The 14,882-nt window shown below is 68.6% G+C and carries 15 protein-coding genes; 6 read left to right on the forward strand and 9 right to left on the reverse strand.

Annotation, left to right across the window (positions count from 1 at the left end; genetic code table 11):
• Positions 1–287, reverse strand: a 287-nt coding sequence (tnpA, locus tag ALLO2_RS21670) for an IS200/IS605 family transposase (RefSeq protein WP_035734490.1), incomplete at its 3' end; no start/stop codon positions are given.
• Positions 288–825: 538 nt separating this feature from the next.
• Between tnpA and ALLO2_RS28485 the strand changes: the two genes are divergently transcribed.
• The 3 genes from ALLO2_RS28485 to ALLO2_RS21680 all read left to right on the forward strand — a co-directional run bounded on the left by ALLO2_RS28485 (position 826) and on the right by ALLO2_RS21680 (position 1,995).
• On the forward strand, positions 826–954 hold the full coding sequence (locus ALLO2_RS28485; RefSeq protein ID WP_369808201.1) for a hypothetical protein: 129 nt from the start codon (positions 826–828) through the stop codon (positions 952–954).
• A 20-nt stretch (positions 955–974) separates the two neighbouring features.
• On the forward strand, positions 975–1,544 hold the full coding sequence (locus ALLO2_RS21675) for an IS30 family transposase (protein WP_011437648.1): 570 nt from the start codon (positions 975–977) through the stop codon (positions 1,542–1,544).
• A gap of 61 nt (positions 1,545–1,605) precedes the next feature.
• Complete coding sequence (locus ALLO2_RS21680) at positions 1,606–1,995, forward strand: YrdB family protein (RefSeq protein ID WP_063579599.1); 390 nt, start codon at positions 1,606–1,608, stop codon at positions 1,993–1,995.
• Positions 1,996–1,998: 3 nt separating this feature from the next.
• Here ALLO2_RS21680 and ALLO2_RS21685 read toward each other — a convergent pair whose 3' ends face one another.
• From ALLO2_RS21685 to ALLO2_RS21705, 6 genes are all read right to left on the reverse strand, one after another.
• Positions 1,999–2,496 carry an SRPBCC family protein gene (locus ALLO2_RS21685; RefSeq protein ID WP_035734485.1) on the reverse strand — a complete coding sequence of 166 codons (498 nt, stop codon included), beginning with the start codon at positions 2,494–2,496 and terminating at the stop codon, positions 1,999–2,001.
• 206 nt (positions 2,497–2,702) lie between these two features.
• Positions 2,703–4,184 (reverse strand): glycosyltransferase family 39 protein, encoded by a 1,482-nt coding sequence (locus ALLO2_RS21690; RefSeq protein WP_232235246.1) that lies wholly within the window; start codon positions 4,182–4,184, stop codon positions 2,703–2,705.
• 104 nt (positions 4,185–4,288) lie between these two features.
• On the reverse strand, positions 4,289–5,281 hold the full coding sequence (locus tag ALLO2_RS21695; protein WP_023842072.1) for a glycoside hydrolase family 26 protein: 993 nt from the start codon (positions 5,279–5,281) through the stop codon (positions 4,289–4,291).
• A gap of 145 nt (positions 5,282–5,426) precedes the next feature.
• Complete coding sequence (locus tag ALLO2_RS21700; RefSeq protein WP_051875516.1) at positions 5,427–7,604, reverse strand: acyltransferase family protein; 2,178 nt, start codon at positions 7,602–7,604, stop codon at positions 5,427–5,429.
• Between the two features lie 49 nt (positions 7,605–7,653).
• Positions 7,654–7,794, reverse strand: coding sequence for a hypothetical protein (locus ALLO2_RS26040; protein ID WP_023842071.1), 141 nt, complete (start codon positions 7,792–7,794; stop codon positions 7,654–7,656).
• 6 nt (positions 7,795–7,800) lie between these two features.
• Entirely contained in the window at positions 7,801–9,462 is a 1,662-nt protein-coding gene (locus ALLO2_RS21705; protein WP_232235247.1) for a glycosyltransferase, read from the reverse strand.
• A gap of 726 nt (positions 9,463–10,188) precedes the next feature.
• Here ALLO2_RS21705 and ALLO2_RS21710 point away from each other — a divergent pair.
• From ALLO2_RS21710 to ALLO2_RS21715, 3 genes are all read left to right on the forward strand, one after another.
• A complete protein-coding gene (locus tag ALLO2_RS21710) occupies positions 10,189–12,525 on the forward strand; it encodes a WD40 repeat domain-containing serine/threonine protein kinase (RefSeq protein ID WP_232235249.1) in 2,337 nt (778 codons plus the stop codon).
• A 159-nt stretch (positions 12,526–12,684) separates the two neighbouring features.
• Positions 12,685–12,807: a hypothetical protein gene (locus ALLO2_RS27890; protein WP_255353884.1), complete on the forward strand. Its 123-nt coding sequence runs from the start codon at positions 12,685–12,687 to the stop codon at positions 12,805–12,807.
• The gene (locus ALLO2_RS21715; protein ID WP_035734488.1) at positions 12,807–13,829 is read left to right on the forward strand and encodes a CaiB/BaiF CoA-transferase family protein; all 1,023 of its coding nucleotides are present in this window, start codon (positions 12,807–12,809) and stop codon (positions 13,827–13,829) included. The genes ALLO2_RS27890 and ALLO2_RS21715 overlap by 1 nt, the downstream gene beginning before the upstream one ends.
• A 16-nt stretch (positions 13,830–13,845) precedes the next feature.
• On the opposite strand, the gene ALLO2_RS21720 is transcribed toward ALLO2_RS21715, so the two are convergent.
• Both ALLO2_RS21720 and ALLO2_RS21725 read right to left on the reverse strand, forming a co-directional pair.
• Positions 13,846–14,430, reverse strand: a complete 585-nt coding sequence (locus ALLO2_RS21720) for a TetR/AcrR family transcriptional regulator (RefSeq protein WP_011437639.1) — start codon at positions 14,428–14,430, stop codon at positions 13,846–13,848.
• A gap of 254 nt (positions 14,431–14,684) precedes the next feature.
• A partial coding sequence (locus tag ALLO2_RS21725; protein ID WP_035734489.1) for a response regulator transcription factor occupies positions 14,685–14,882 on the reverse strand: 198 nt, incomplete at its 5' end.

A 14,882-nucleotide genomic window follows, 5' to 3' on the forward strand; every position in this document is an offset into this window, starting at 1 on the left:
TGCGCGAACTCGCCGCGTAGCACGTGGGACGTGAAGCCTTTGAGCTGGTTGGCGATGTACGACGGGGCGTGCTTCGGATGAGCTTTCACGAACAGGTGCACGTGGTCGGGCTCGATCTCCAGCGCGACGATCAGCCAGTCATGCTCGGCGCACTTCTCGCGGATCAGCCCGTCAAGCCGGTCTCGGACCGGACCGACGAGGACAGCACGGCGGTACTTCGGGCACCACACGACGTGGTAACCGAGGTCATAGGCGCCACCCGCGCCGACCTGCACCGTCCGGGACATGCCGTTGATTATACCAGCGTGGCCGGTATAACCGTTGCGGTCCGTGCCNGATTCCCCTGTCGCCTGAAGGCGACAGTCCCCTCCGGAGGTCATTGATGGGTGAGCCGGGCCTTGCTCTCCTGGATCGGGCAGAGCCGTCTCGATCGTCGCGACCAGATCGAGGCGGACCATCAGGTCCCGGGCCACCGGCAGAGCACCGAGCAGCTTCTCCAGGCGCGGGGGCCCATAGCCCACCCGGACGGCGGTCGCCAGCACCCTCCGAACCGTCCCAGGCCGGACACACCACGCACCAGGGAAATCATCATCCTGGCGGATCAAGAAATCACACGGTCAGCACACCACACGAACGTGCGGAGTACGGGCTTACCGAGCGGTGGATGCGCAGGCGCGGTGCGACGCGCTGCGAGCACGTCCGAAGGAACGCAAACTCGTCGCGTCGGCCGCGCTGCACGACGCGGTCAATGCCGGCCTGGCCGAGAAATGGTCTCCGAAGTAGATCAGTGAGAGGCTGAAGAAGGACTTCCCTGACGACGAGGGCATGCGCGTGTCGCACGAGACGATCTACGAGTGCCTATACCTCCAGGCCCGCGGCGAGCTTCGGACCGAGCTGAAGATTGCTTTGCGCAAGGGCCGGACGAGGCGGGTGAACCGATCGCGCAGACCGTGACCAGGGGAAAGATCCCGGACATGGTCGACATCAGCGAGCGGCCGAAGGAGGCCGAGGATCGAGCCGTGCCCGGCTTCTGGGAGGGTGACCTGATCATCGGTAAGGGGAACAGGTCCCAGATCGCCACGCTCGTCGAGCGTACCACCCGGTTCGTGATGCTGGTGCGTATCCCCTCTGACCGCACCGCCGAACGTGTCGCTTACCTGCTCGCGAAGAAGATGGGAACCCTCCCTGAGTTCCTTCGCAACAGCGTGACGTGGGACCAGGGGAAGGAGATGGCCCGCCACGCGGAGTTCACGGTCCGGACCGGTATCCCNGTGTATTTTTGTGACCCGCACTCGCCCTGGCAGCGCGGTTCCAACGAGAACACCAACGGTCTGTTACACCAGTACTTCCCGAAGGGCACCGACCCGTCCTTGCACACACAGGACGAGCTTAATAAGCTGGCCGCCCAGCTGAATGGAAGGCCACGGCAGACGCTTGGCTGGTTGAAGCCGATAGAAGTTTTCAACGAGCTGCTAGAAAGTCACGCGTCGCTTTGGCCATTTGATTCCACTCGTCAGGTTGTCAGGCAGGCGAACGGTGCCTGATGCGGCAGTAGTTCCCAGAATCACAATTCACTCCCCGGGAAGTTCCACTATGTTCCCTCTCATGGGTTCGTCTGGCGCAGATGGCGGTACCCCGCGCAGCGGCGTGGTGGGCGGGTCGATCATGTTTCTCGCTTTCTTGTCCGAACTCGCGATGCTGGGCACTTTGGCGGGTGCCGGACTCGATCTCGCCTCGTCAGCCGTCGCCGGTGTTGCCTTGGCGGTCCTGCTGCCGCTGATGGCGGCCGTCGTCTGGGGAGTGTGGCTCGCCCCCGCGTCACGACGTCGGCTTCGCGGGCCGGCGCTGCTGATGGTGAAGATCCTCCTGTTCTGTCTGACCGCGATCGCCACGGCGCTGGCTGGGCATCGCGTCTGGGCAGTGGTGTTCGCGGTCACAGCGATCGCCGCGACGGCCGGTGGTCACCGCATCGACAGCCGAACCCAGGCGCGGTGAAGGTCACGCCTTTTCGGCGGCCTGCCTAAGCGCCGTGAGCCAGTCATTCAGCCCGCTGCGGAGTTTCGTGCTGCTGAAGATGAGGCCGAGGAAGGGCATAGACATCGATTCCATGCTCGTGACCCGCACCGTACCGTCCGGTGTCCGTTCGAGAACGTTGCGGTGAACGGCCTTGATGCCGGCGGAGACCCCACTCCAGGTGATCTCGTGGAGTGGATCGACGACCGCCAGGGTCGAGCGGACCCGTGACTTCCCGTTGACCCAGATGAAGGATGTGTCGACGNCCNCCCCGCCGTGAACCTGCACGTCCCGGACGGCGGGGTTCCACGCCGGCCACCGGTCTATCTCGCTGATCAGCCGCCATACCTTCTCGGTCGGCGCGGCCACGGAGATCTCCGCCGCGGCCTTTACCGGCGCCTTTTCGTCGAGCACGCGCTTCTTGGCATATTCTTCGTGAAGCTCGGCGATGCCGGGCCCGCGGTAGAGCAGATTCGATGTCATACCCGCTCCCTCGGTCGTTCGACCTGGTTGTCGTCGGTGGTTGCTAACGCCGTTAGCCGACGCTAGCCAACAACGTTGGTGACGGTCAAGGGGCGTGCGGAAGGTCACCGGTCCGGGGCGTCGCGGAGCAACAGCAGGTAGGGGCTACCGAGGGGGATGGCTCCGTGACCTCAGTGTTCGTCCCAGTGACCTCAACTCCAGGCCTGTCAGTGGCGCATCCCCACTCGGCCCGCACGCGCCGCGCCACCCGGCGCCTCGACGACCCGGTCGACCCGGTAGATCGTCACCTTGGTCGGACCGGCGCCGAACGAAGCCACCTTGACGCCATGGGCCAGCGCGTCGGCCAGCAACGGGAGCCGGTGCAACGTCGCCGGTTCGGCCATCCAGGCGTCGAGGATGACGTAGTCGACGTCGCGCCAGCCGTTCGGGAGGCTCGCCCGTACGGCCTGGTCGTTGATCTTCCAGTGCCAGATCGGCCTGGTACCTCCGCGTAGCAGGTCGAGCCACGCGTAATCGTTCGTGATCGTCACTCGGCCAGGGGGGACGTGGCCGAGGTACCAGGCGGACGCCTCCCGGCTCGGGAGACTGTCGTCCCGGGAGGTCGCGTCGACCAGGACCGGTCCCCACTGCCACGACAGCACCGCCAGCCCGGCCACGACCACCGAGGCCACCGCCGCGAGGCGAAGACGGGCGGTTGTGGTGGCAGGCCCGGGCCGGGGATGAAGGTGGTCGGCCAACCCCGCTACGCAGAGTGCGGCGAACGGCAGCATCCCGACGACGTACGGGTACGGCAGGTACCCCTCCCGGAGCAGGAGCAGTGCCTGGCTCACCAGCAGCACGCTCGGCACCCGAAGCCGAGGCACCAGCAGCCCGGCGATCGCCGCCACGAGGCCGGCGGCGAGCAGGATCGCATCGAGCCCGAGCCAGAAGCCGACCAGGTTCCACGCCGAACTGCCGCGGTCGAGCACACTGCCGCTGGACTGCCGGGTGAACAGCTGGAACTCGACCGCCCGGCGCAGCTGGTGCAGCTCGCCACGAGCGGCTGCGAACACCACGAACGCCCCGGGGCCCGCCACGGCCGCGGCGGCGAATCCGAGGCTCGCGGCGCGTAGGTTGCGCCGCCGGTGATTGATCCACACCATCAGGTAGACACCGGGCAGGAACACCAGAGCGGATTCCTTGGACCAGAACGCGNCGCTTNCCGCGAGTCCCGCCAGTACGGCAGTCCGCACTCGCCGTCTGGGCGCCGCAGCCATGACCAACGCCGCTAACAGCCACATCACCATGATGTTGTCGAGGAACACCATCCGCTGGAACCAGAGCGCCAGCGGTGACAGCGAGAACAGCGCGACGGCCGTCACCGCGTACGGTCGGCGCACGTCCAGCCGGCGGGCGAACAAGTAGACCAGGACACAGCTCGCGACGTGCACCCAGAGCATGAACTCGCGCGCGGCGCTCACGCCGGTAGCGCCGCGGCCGAAGGCGTCGGTCACCCAGGCGTACGCCGCGATCTGGGCCCAGCCGCCGAAAGGATGATCATACCAGTAGGTGTAGTGCGCCAGTCGGCCCCAGTACCGCAGGGCGTAGGCCTGCGCGGCATAGGTGCCCTCGTCCTCGTTGAACCGGCCGGGCCAGCCGTCGAGGTTCACCGCGTGGACCAGGGCACAGGCGACGACGGCTGCGCCCACGGCGAGAACGACCATGGTGCGACGGCTGCCGCGACGGCTGCCGCGACGGTGACGGGCCGCCGGACCCGGCTGGCCGGCCGACTCCGGAACGCTCCTCGCGGCGGTCAGCAGGCGACCCTCCCGGCGAGCAGGCTCGCCCGGAAGGCGGCGAGGTCGGCCTCCGAGTCGTCGTACCGCCAGTCACCCTTCACGCCGTCCTTGATGTTCATCGCCGTCCAGACGAACCCCACCACCTGGGGGTGGCTCTGCAGCCAACTGCCGAACGAGGCGATCCAGCTGGTCTTGTACTGGTCCCGCTGGGCGCCCACCTCGGTCAGCAGGACCGGCTTGGTCGACAGCGCGGCCAGTTGGGCCATGGACGGGTCGTACGTCTGCGCGGCGGAGCTCTCCTGCACGCCGTACCCTGTCAGACCCATCAGGTCGACCCACTTGTCGCCGGGGTAGTACTCGGCCAGCGGCGTTCCCGACGTCCCGCGGAGCACGTTCGGCGACCACACCCACAGCGCGTTCGTGACGCCGGCGTCTCGGAAGATGCCGACCACGTGCTGCCACGCCGCCACGAACAGCGCCGGGGTGTTCGAGCCGACCGACGCCCACGGGTACCAGTAGCCGTTCATCTCGTGGGCGAACCGGATCAGGACGGGGCGTCCGTACTTCTTCACTACCATCGCGATGGCCCGGTAGTGGTCATCCCACCGGCCCTCGATGGTCTTGTCGAGCGTGAAGTCGCTCTGGTTGACCCCCTTGTCCGGGTTCCACGGCTCGACCGTCACGATCGGTGTCACCGGCACCGCGCCGAGTACCGTCGGGTCCAGGCCGTGGGTCACGGAGACGAAGAACTGGGCCATCGCCGGCGGGCAGGCCGTCGTGCGTGCAACCTCGCCCAGCGACGCCTGGCTGATGCCGGGCACCGTGACGCCGAACTGCGGACGGGTCCTGAACACGGTTTCGACGGCCGCCCGCGGCGGAGCCGAGCCGCCGCGGGCGGCGCCGCTCGGGGATGCGGGTTTCAGCGACGGGCCGTCGCCGGGGGAGCTGCAGGCGAAAACCAGTACGCTCGCCGCCATCATCAGGCAGACGGCAGACCGCCGTCGCATCAGCGCCTCCCCACCAGGTACCTCGGCCGTCTGGCTGGTACGTCCGCCAAACAATGACTGAAAAGTGTACAGAAGTCCTGAAATACGGCCATGGCGCATCTCGTTCGCGAGGCTACCCGGTGCCCGGATTCCACCGGGACCGAAGTCAGGAACGCGGTGTGCCCGCGGTCTGGCTTGACTGGAGCCGCGGTCCCCGCAACGGCAGCTGTACCTTGGTGACCAGCGCGTGTTCGAGCGCCGGCCCGAGCATGACCGCTGCCGTGTTCGTGATGTGGGAGTCGTCGCGGTACAGCAGCACGCTGCCCCGTACGGCCGGGCAGGGCCCGGTCCCCGGGCACAGGATGACGTTCAGGTCGACCGCGCTGACCGCTGGTTCGCGGCCCTCGACGACCGCCTGCAGCAGCGGGTCGCGGGGCAGTCCGGAATCCCGCGGGAACGAGCACGACCGCCAGTTGTCGATTGCGCCGGAAATACACGCCGGAATGTCTCCCGGTGGATTCGGGGTGTCGACGATGTAGACCAGCGGAGCACCCAGGGNCGCGAGCCGTGCGATCGTGTTCCGCCATCCCGCCACAACCTTTTCTTCGTCGCCGGTGTACCGGTTGTACGTACTCAGGAAGATCGCGTCTGGCTTTGGTTCCGCGGCGAGCCGGCGAAACGTGTTCTCCCGCCAGGTGTCGCACTCGGTGAACTCCCGGCCGAGCTGCTCGCTGCGGACCGAGATGGCGGGTAACGGACAGCCGACCTTGGTCAGCACCTCCACCGACCAGTCGCTGCCGCGGGCCACGTGGTAGACCGCCCCGAACCACTGGGCGGCGTGCGAGTCCCCCAACAGGACCACCCGGCCGGTGGCGCCGTCGGTGTTCAGCTGGCAGGGCGGGCTCGTGGTCTGGCGGGGACTTGCCATGCAGCCCTCCGGAAGCCGCGGCAGGTCGTCGTACGCGGACCAGGGGGCGGGCGTCACCGGGCCGCTCAACAGGCCGCCGGGTTGGTCGAACGGGTCACGCACCACCGTGGCCGCGGGCAGGTGTGGCAGCACCGCCACCGCGTCCCGGTCACCGCCCCGCATCCGCTGCAACGCATCGGTGCCGACCAGCATGCCGGTGGCGGCCGGCAGCAACGTCGCGGTGACGGCGATCGCGAGGCCACGACGCCAGCCCGACGCCGCGACCGCCGAGAGCCGCACCGGACGCTCGACCAGCCGCGCCGACAGCTCGGCCGGCACTGCACAGGCCGCGACCACTGCCGTGCGCGTCTGCCAGCTCAGGTCTCCCACCCGCGCCTCGACCAGGACGAGCACGGCCCAGTGCCACAGGTACAGGCTGTACGACCGGCTTCCGATGACGGTCAGCACCCTGGNCCCCAACANCCGNCCCGCNCCCGCCCGGAGGCTGCGGTGTCCCGGGCGGACGCCGGTACCCGCCGCGATGACCGCTGCCGCGCCGAAGGTGGGCAACAAGGCCGCCGTGCCCGGGTAGACCGTCACGCTGTCGTAGCTGACGACGGCGGTCACCACCGCCACGCACCCCGCCCAGCCGAGCACGATCCTTAACCCGGTGACGGTGCGGCCGCGGTCGAGTCTGGCGAGCGCCGGCGTGGCGAAGGCGACCAGCGCACCGACGCCGAACTGCCACGCCCGGGTCGGCGAGCTCAGGTAGGCGACCGGCGTCTCCACCAGGGTCCAGTGCAGCGACAGCGTCAACGACAGGGCGACGAGCCCGAGCGTGACCGGGACCGCGACGGCGGCCAGCGACATCGTGACGCGCCGGGCGAACAGCACGACGAGCAGCAGGAGCAGCGGCCAGACGAGGTAGAACTGCTCCTCCACGCTGAGCGACCAGAAGTGCAGCACCGGACTGGGATCCCGACCGCTGGCGAGGTAGTCGGTCTGGTTCGAGATGAACCGCCAGTTGACCAGGTAGACCGAGGCCGCCGCGACGTCGTGCACCGTCTCCGCCTGGCGCAGCGGCGGCATCGTCAGCCAGCTCGCCACGGTGACGAACACCAGGACGACGCAGGCCGCCGGCAGGATGCGCCTGGCCCGGCGCGCGTAGAATCCCGCCAGGCTTATCCGACCGGTGACCTCGGCCTCCCGCACGAGCAGGCTGGTGATGAGGAACCCCGAGACGACGAAGAACACGTCGACCCCGACGAACCCGCCAGCGGCGTGGGGGACCTGACCGTGGTAACACAGCACGGGCAGCACAGCCAGGGCGCGTAGCCCTTCGATGTCGGGGCGGAAGCCGAGCCGTTCCTCGATCCGCACCAGACCCGGGTGGGGTCGCCGCAGCGGCACGGTGACCGCGCCGTCCGTCGTCCTCATGGTCCTCATGCTCCTCAGGCCGACCGTTCCCACGGTCCGCCCGGCCTGATCAGTGCCATAGCACGGTCGGGTCGACCCAGCCGGTGGCCAGCAACGCGATGACCGCCAGGCCGACGGTGATCGCCAGCCCGTCGGGCCAGCGCAGGTGCTCGGAGGCCGGGAAGTCCAGATCGTCGTCGTGACGTTCCACGTCGCTTCACCCCTGGCGCAGGGCCGCGCTGGCGGGTGGAGCGCCGTGCGAGGGCGAGACCGGAGCGCTGTGAGCCGGAGCGCTGTGAGCCGGCGCGCTGTGAGCCGGCGGACCGCCGGTCCATGCCCGGACCACGGAGTCGGGCTGAGACTGCCTGGCGCGGTGCCGGCTGCGTGCCGGCCGGTCGCCGCGTCCCACGAGCAGGCGGCTCAGGTCGAACAGGAGCGGGACGCTCAGATAGCTGTGGCCGAGCTGAAACAGAATCACGAGCCAAAAGTTTCCCCAGCCGAACCTCCAGACGTCGAGACCGATGCCGGTCCATGTCGCGCACGTCGTCAGCAGTAGCCAGCAGAAGGCGGTCCGAACCACGCCGCGGACCATCGGGTTCCCCCTTTTGCGCACGGAGCCGGTCGCCACCCAGGATGCCGTGCGACCACGCACCATGTGCAGGATCGCGACAGCGTGGCAGAAGCTGTACACAAGTTGCACCCGCAGCACTTCGAAACGCCATCGACCGCGGCTGGTGGCCGGGAGCAGGACCAGCCACACCCAGGCGGCGGCCAGGAAGGGCAGGAAATTATAGGGCCGCACCAGCTCCGGGTAGACGTACACCATCAACAGGCCAGGAATGTTAATGGTAAAGACGTTGATCGCGGTGGAAATATAGTAGAGGAACCCGCTCCAGAAGCAGACCCGCTGTTTCCAGTCGAGTCTGATGTGGCGTAGCTGACGGGTCCGCAGCAGGGCCATGGAGCCGCTGCACCAGCGGTACTGCTGGTTGATGAAACCGGCCAGGTCAGCCGGGCACANGCCAGTCGCCAGCACCACCGGTACATAGCGGGTGGTGTAGCCCGCCGCCAGCAGCTTGACACCGGTGAAGACGTCCTCGCTGTGTTCGATCTGGGCGAAGCCGCCTGCCTTCCGCAAGCTGCCGCGCCGGTAGATCGCATTGGTTCCGACGCAGATCGGGACGCCGACGGCATCGCGGGACGGCTGCACCCAGCGATAGAAGAGCTCCTGGGTGGCGCCGGCGGTCCGCTGCAGCCAGCCCATCGACCGTTTCGTATCGAAGTGCTGCGGGCTCTGCACGATACCGACGCTCGGGTCGTCGAGGTACGGTGCCAGGTGAAAGAGGTAGTCCGGCCGCGGGCAGAAGTCGGCGTCGAAGATGGCGATGTAGTCGCCGCGCGAGTGCTCGAACCCGAACTGGATGTTACCGGCCTTCTTCATCCGGCCCCGGTCCGGCCGGCTCAGGTAGCTGAAGCCGTGGGCGGCGGCCGCGGCGGCGACCTCCGGGCGGCCGCTGTCGTCGAGGACGTACGCCCGTAGCTGCCCCGGCCACCTGACCCGGGCGATGTGTGAATAGGTGTTGAGCAACACCGGGAGAGGTTCACCCGCGCTGGGAAGAAAGATGTCGACGCTGGGGCAGTAGATCGGCCGCCAGCCGCTGACCAGGCCCTCATGGNTCTGTCTCGTTACGCGCCGCCGGTGCTGGGTGGCCACAATCGTGAAGGCCGAACAAATCGCGTTGAGCCCGAGTAGCAGGAGAAACACCCACAACGCCGACGCCAGCAGCGCGAACTTGACCAGGCTGAACGAGGCAAGGGTGAACGACGCGGTCATGCACAGTAGTACCCAGCGCCGCTGTCGGCCGAGGTAGGCGTACACCAGTCGGTCCGACGGCGGGCTTGGCAGCGACTCGTTCCGAGCTTCTGGGACCGGCGCTTCTGGGACCGGCGCTCCGTCGACGGCACCGTTCCTTGGCGCAATCCGATCCGCCGCATATTCCCTGGGGGGCATCACCGAGGCCGCGGCGGAAGAGTCTCTCCTTTGTTCGCCCAGCTCGGCGGCAAGGAACTCCTCGCCAAGATCGACCTCCACGGTCCCCCCGGTACCCTGTGATCAAGGTTGATGGTAGTCTATGGGGTCTCATGGGGACCGTTACGAGCGACCGTTACGAGCGATAGCCCCGGTACCCTTTGATCAATGCTGATGGTAGCCCATGTGGGCCGTTGCGACCCGGTGGCCCCGGCGTCGCCAGGGCTACCGCGACTGATACCGCCAACGGGAAGTTGTCGCGCAATTACGATGCGCTACGTCGGGCTCTCGGGGGTGGGCCGCGCCGTGAACGCGCCTTCAGGCACCTCTAGAATCCAGGCACAAATTCCGTCGTGAGCCGGTTGTCAGAACCACGGCTGCTAACGGAGACGGTAGGCACTCATGCGTGCGGCGCCGCGGTGCGCAATGAGTGCGCGTGAAGGTCAGGTTCCGGCGGGAGGGGGCGGCCGTGGGTTCGCAGACCGCGCGGCGACGGTTGCCGTGACGACGCCTGACGGGTCAGTTCCGTGGGACGTGGCAAACTCCCGCGCGACACCGCTGCTCGACAGTGACCCCGTGACTGTCGGGACGTACCAGCTCGTGGCGAGGCTGGGCCAAGGCGGGATGGGAATCGTCTACCTCGGCAGGAGCCGGGACGGGCGGCCCGTGGCCGTCAAGGTGGTCCGTACCGACCTCGCGCGGCAGCCCGAGTTCCTGGCCAGGTTCCGTCGTGAGGCCGAAGTCGCCCAGCGGGTCGCCAGATTCTGCACCGCGGAGGTGCTTGAGGTCGACGTCGAGGCCGATCGCCCGTACCTGGTGACGGAGTTCATCGACGGTCCCACGCTCGCGGNCGCGATCGCCGCCAACGGTCCCATGGCGGAGGCCGACCTCGAACGCCTCGCCATCTCGGTCGCGGCGGCGCTCACCGCCATCCACGCCGCGGGAATGATCCACCGTGACCTGAAGCCGTCGAACGTCCTGCTGTCGCGGCTCGGTCCGCGGGTCATCGACTTCGGCATCGCGCGCGCGATGGATTCCACGACCTCGCTGACGACCTCCACCGGCCTGATCGGCACCCCCGCTTTCATGGCTCCCGAACAGGCGCGCGGCGCGCTGGTCACGGCGGCCGCGGACATCTTCGCCTGGGGCGGGGNGGTGACGTTCGCGGGCACCGGGATCGGCCCGTTCGGCAAGGCGACGACCCCGGTCCTGCTGTATCGAGCGGTGCACGAGGCGCCCAAGATCGACGGCCTGCCCGACGGACTCCGTTCGATCGTGGCGAAAACGATGTCCAAGGAGCCGGCGGACCGGCCGACCGCCAGCGATCTCTACCAGTCCCTCCTCGGCCTGTCCAACGTTGACGAGGCGGTGCGAGGCGAAGCTGGCCCAACCGCCGTCACCGTGGTCACGGATCCGCCGGTCAAGCCGCCGGCGCGCATGGACGCCGGAGCCTCGCGGACACCGTCCGACTCCGTGGGTTCCGTGGGTTCCGCCAACCCGGCGATGCCACCGCCGAGCGACGACATCCTGTCACCACTGGACCTGTCGCCACTGGACCGTCCGGCACCCGGCCGCGGCTACCCCGAGGGTGGCGAGCCGAAGCAGCAGCAGCGGCAGCGGCGCGGCCGGTGGCAGCGGCGCACGGTGGTGTCGCTGGTGGCCAGTCTCTGCGCCGTCGCGGTAGCGGTGACGGCCACCCTCATGTTCGTCACCCACAAGGACCCCGCTTCGGTCCCCGAGAGCATCGAGGTGTCGCGCCGGCTGGCGAGCGAGGCGGCGGCGGCTAGCACGACACAACCGCAGCTGGCCCGCCAACTTGCGCTGGCGGCCTACCGCGTCGAGCCCACCGAGGAGGCCCAGCGCAGCCTGATTGAGAACTTCGGCGGGGTAGAGATCAATACGCTGGTTGGCCACACCGAGCGGGTGATCGGAGTACGGTTCAGCCCCAACGGCAGAATGCTGGTGACGGGAAGCGACGACAGCACCGTCCGGCTCTGGGACATCAGCAACCCCATGGCCACCAGACCGCTCGCGGTCATCCCGGGGGACAGCGGCACCTTCCTGCAGGGCGGCTTCAGCGCGGACGGGCGGCTGCTGTCGACGTCCACCGACGACCACATTGTCCGGCTCTGGGACATCTCCGTGCCCGAGCGGCCCAGGTCGCTGGCGGTGCTGCGGGACGTCAACAACAGCGTCGCCTTCGCGGTCGGCGGAAAGACCATGGCTACCGCCGGCACCGACAACACCGCCAAGTTGTGGGACATCACCGATCCCCACCAGCCGCGGCTGGCGGCCACCCTCGTGGGACACACCGACTGGGTCAACACCGTGGCGTTCAGCCCGGACGGGAGAATGCTCGCGACCGGCAGCCACGACCGGACCATCCGGCTCTGGGACGTGTCGACCCCGACCCGGCCCACGCCGCTCGCGATCCTCAACGGGCACGAGAACGCGGTGCTCGGGCTCGCCTTCCGGCCCGACGGCAGGATCCTCGGATCGACGTCGGCGGACCGGNCCGCCCGGCTATGGGACATCGCCACGCCGACGGAACCGAAAATGCTATACACCTTCACCGACCGATCGGACTGGGTGAGTAGCGTTGCCTTCCGCGTCGACCTGCACCTGATGGGCACGACCGCGCGGAAGGCCGCCCGGCTGTGGGACATCTCCGACCCGCGCAATCCCCGCCCGGTCGGCGGCCTGCTCGGACACACGGCGACGGTGCGGCGCGTCCAGTTCAGCCCGGACGGCACACTGGCCGCCACCTCCGGCGACGACAACACCGCCCGGTTGTGGGACATCGACCCGGCCCATATCGCCAAACGTGCCTGCACCGATCCGACAGCCGTGATGAGCGAGGCCGAGTGGGAGCGGCACGCCCCGCAGATCCCCTACCCGTCGCGGTGCCCATAGCGGAGTGATCCCGGCCGGGCCGGCGTGGTCGCCACCCTGCGTGGCGAGGCCGTTGCTGATCGGTGACGCTTCGCCACCCTCCGACAGGATACTTAGTTAAGTACCGCGTAGAGTACCGAGGTACTCTACGCGGTACTACCGCCACGGTACTATCGCCGCATGCCCAGAACCGTTACCCTCGGCGCCGCCCGCACGCCCACCGGCAAGCTCGGTGGCGGCCTCGGCTGCGCGGCACTCTGCTCGGGCGGCGGCCAGGGCGACGCTGTCACCCTGGAGGCTTGATGATGCCGCTGGACGGACTCCGCGTGGTGGAGCTCGCCGCGATCGGGCCTGCGCCGTTCTGCGGCATGATGCTCGCCGACCTTGGCGCGGACGTGCTGAGAGTCGAGCGGCCGGGCGGGCCGGCCGACGCGTGGGGGCGGTCGCCGGTCCTCGACCGCGGCCGGCGCACCGTGACGCTCGACCTCAAGGACGCCGGCCAGGTCGCCCAGGCGCTCGACCTGGTAGCCGACGCGGACGTGTTCCTCGAGGGCTTTCGGCCCGGCGTGGCCGAACGGCTGGGCCTGGGGCCGCGCGAGTGCCTGGCCCGCAACCCGCGGCTGGTCTACGGTCGGATGACGGGGTGGGGGCAGAACGGGCCATACGCCCACACCGCCGGCCACGACATCACGTACCTGGCCGTCAGCGGCGCGCTGCACGCCATCGGCCGTGCGGGGGAGCGGCCCGTGCCGCCGGTCAACATGCTCGGTGACTTCGGCGGGGGCGGCATGCTGCTCGCCTTCGGGGTACTGGCGGGCGTGTTCCACGCGCGACGCACCGGCCGCGGTCAGGTCGTGGACGCCTCGATAGTCGACGGCGCGGCGCTGTTGACGGGCATGGTGCACGGGTTCCTGGCGGAGGGGTCATGGCGGGACGACAGGGGTGTCAACCTGCTGGACGGCGGCGCCCCGTTCTATGACACCTACGTCTGTCAGGACGGCGGGNATGTCGCGGTCGGCGCGTTGGAGCGGAAGTTCTTTCGTGCGCTGGTCCAGCGGCTTGGCCTCGAAGACGATCCGGCATTCCACGGCGACCACCTGGATCGGGCTCGGTGGCCCGCGATACGGGCGAGGCTCACCGAGACCTTCGCCAAGCGTCCGCGCGACGAGTGGCACGTCCTCTTCAGGGACACCGAGTGCTGCGTGGCGCCGGTCCTGTCACTGGCCGAGGCGGCCGCCGACGAGCACAACGTCGCCCGTGGCGTGTTCCGTGAGCTGGACGGTGTCCGCCATCCGCAACCGGCTCCGCGTTTCGGCGACGGCTAGGGCGTGTCGGCGACGGCTAGGTTCCGGCTGCGGTGACGCTGCGAATGCCGTCGAGCACAAGCGAGGCAAGCTCCTCGTAGGCATCGGCGTCGTGTAAGCCGGTGGCGGCAAGGACGCGACCGGTCTGGATGCGCTCCATCGTCGCGGCGATCGTGTCGGCGATGAACGCCGCGTGAACATCGCGGAATTCTCCCGCAGCGACGCCGTCGCCGATGAGCTGACGGACACGCGCGGCGGCCGCGGCGATGTTGTGCTCATACACCTCCCGGGCGACGTGGTGCGCGGCGAGGTCGAGCCTGAACGCGGGCGATGCCGGACGCAGCGCGCGACCGATCGCCGCCAGGTAGGCCACGAGCCGGTCGGCCGAGGACGCGGCTTCGGCGGTCTCGGTCTCGACCTGCGCGGTGGCCCGGCGGAAGTAGTGCCTCACCGCGTTGACCGTAAGCTGCTCCTTGGACTGCCCGAGGGCATACAACGTCGTCTTGGAACAGCGCAGCCGCGCGGCGAGCTGCGCGAGCGTGAAAGTGCGGAATCCCTCGGCCAGAAAGAGGTCGACCAGATCGTCGAGCAGAACCTCGGGGCGTGTTCGTGCTGTCGGCACGGCATGATCCTATTCGGTGGCGCCTCGGGCCTCGGCGGTGAGGTCGCTTTCCTCCGCTTTCCTCATCGCTACCTCCTCGTCGGCGTCCTGCCGACAGCGATGAGCGTGCCCTTCGCCCGCGTATGCGACATCCGACCCGCGGTGCTTGGATCCGGGACCTGGCTCCCACCAGGGTGGGTCCTTCGACCCGGTTCAGGCACAGCGATGCTCCGGTGTGTCGATGGTCGGGTGTGTCGATGGTCGGGTGTGGGTGTTCAGTCCTCACTCGTCTTCTTCAGGGCGTAGACGGCGGCCTGGGTCCGGCTGGTCATGCCGAGTTTTTCGAGGATGCTGGAGACGTAGTTCTTCACGGTCTTCTCGGAGAGGTGTATCCGGGTACCTATCTGCCGGTTGGTGAGACCTTCGGCGATGTGCTGGAGGATTTCGCGTTCCCGGGCGCTGAGGGAGGCCAG

It is taken from the genome of Frankia sp. Allo2 (genome assembly GCF_000733325.1).
In the GTDB taxonomy this organism is placed as follows: Bacteria; Actinomycetota; Actinomycetes; order Frankiales; family Frankiaceae; genus Frankia; species Frankia casuarinae.

What these genes read in the sequence shown, in the direction of transcription:
- ALLO2_RS28485 (WP_369808201.1), top strand. Translation starts at nt 826, where the DNA reads ATGCGCGTGTCGCACGAGACGATCTACGAGTGCCTATACCTCCAGGCC.
- ALLO2_RS21680 (WP_063579599.1), top strand. Translation starts at nt 1,606, where the DNA reads ATGGGTTCGTCTGGCGCAGATGGCGGTACCCCGCGCAGCGGCGTGGTG.
- ALLO2_RS21695 (WP_023842072.1), bottom strand. Translation starts at nt 5,281, where the DNA reads ATGCGACGGCGGTCTGCCGTCTGCCTGATGATGGCGGCGAGCGTACTG.
- ALLO2_RS27890 (WP_255353884.1), top strand. Translation starts at nt 12,685, where the DNA reads ATGCCCAGAACCGTTACCCTCGGCGCCGCCCGCACGCCCACCGGCAAG.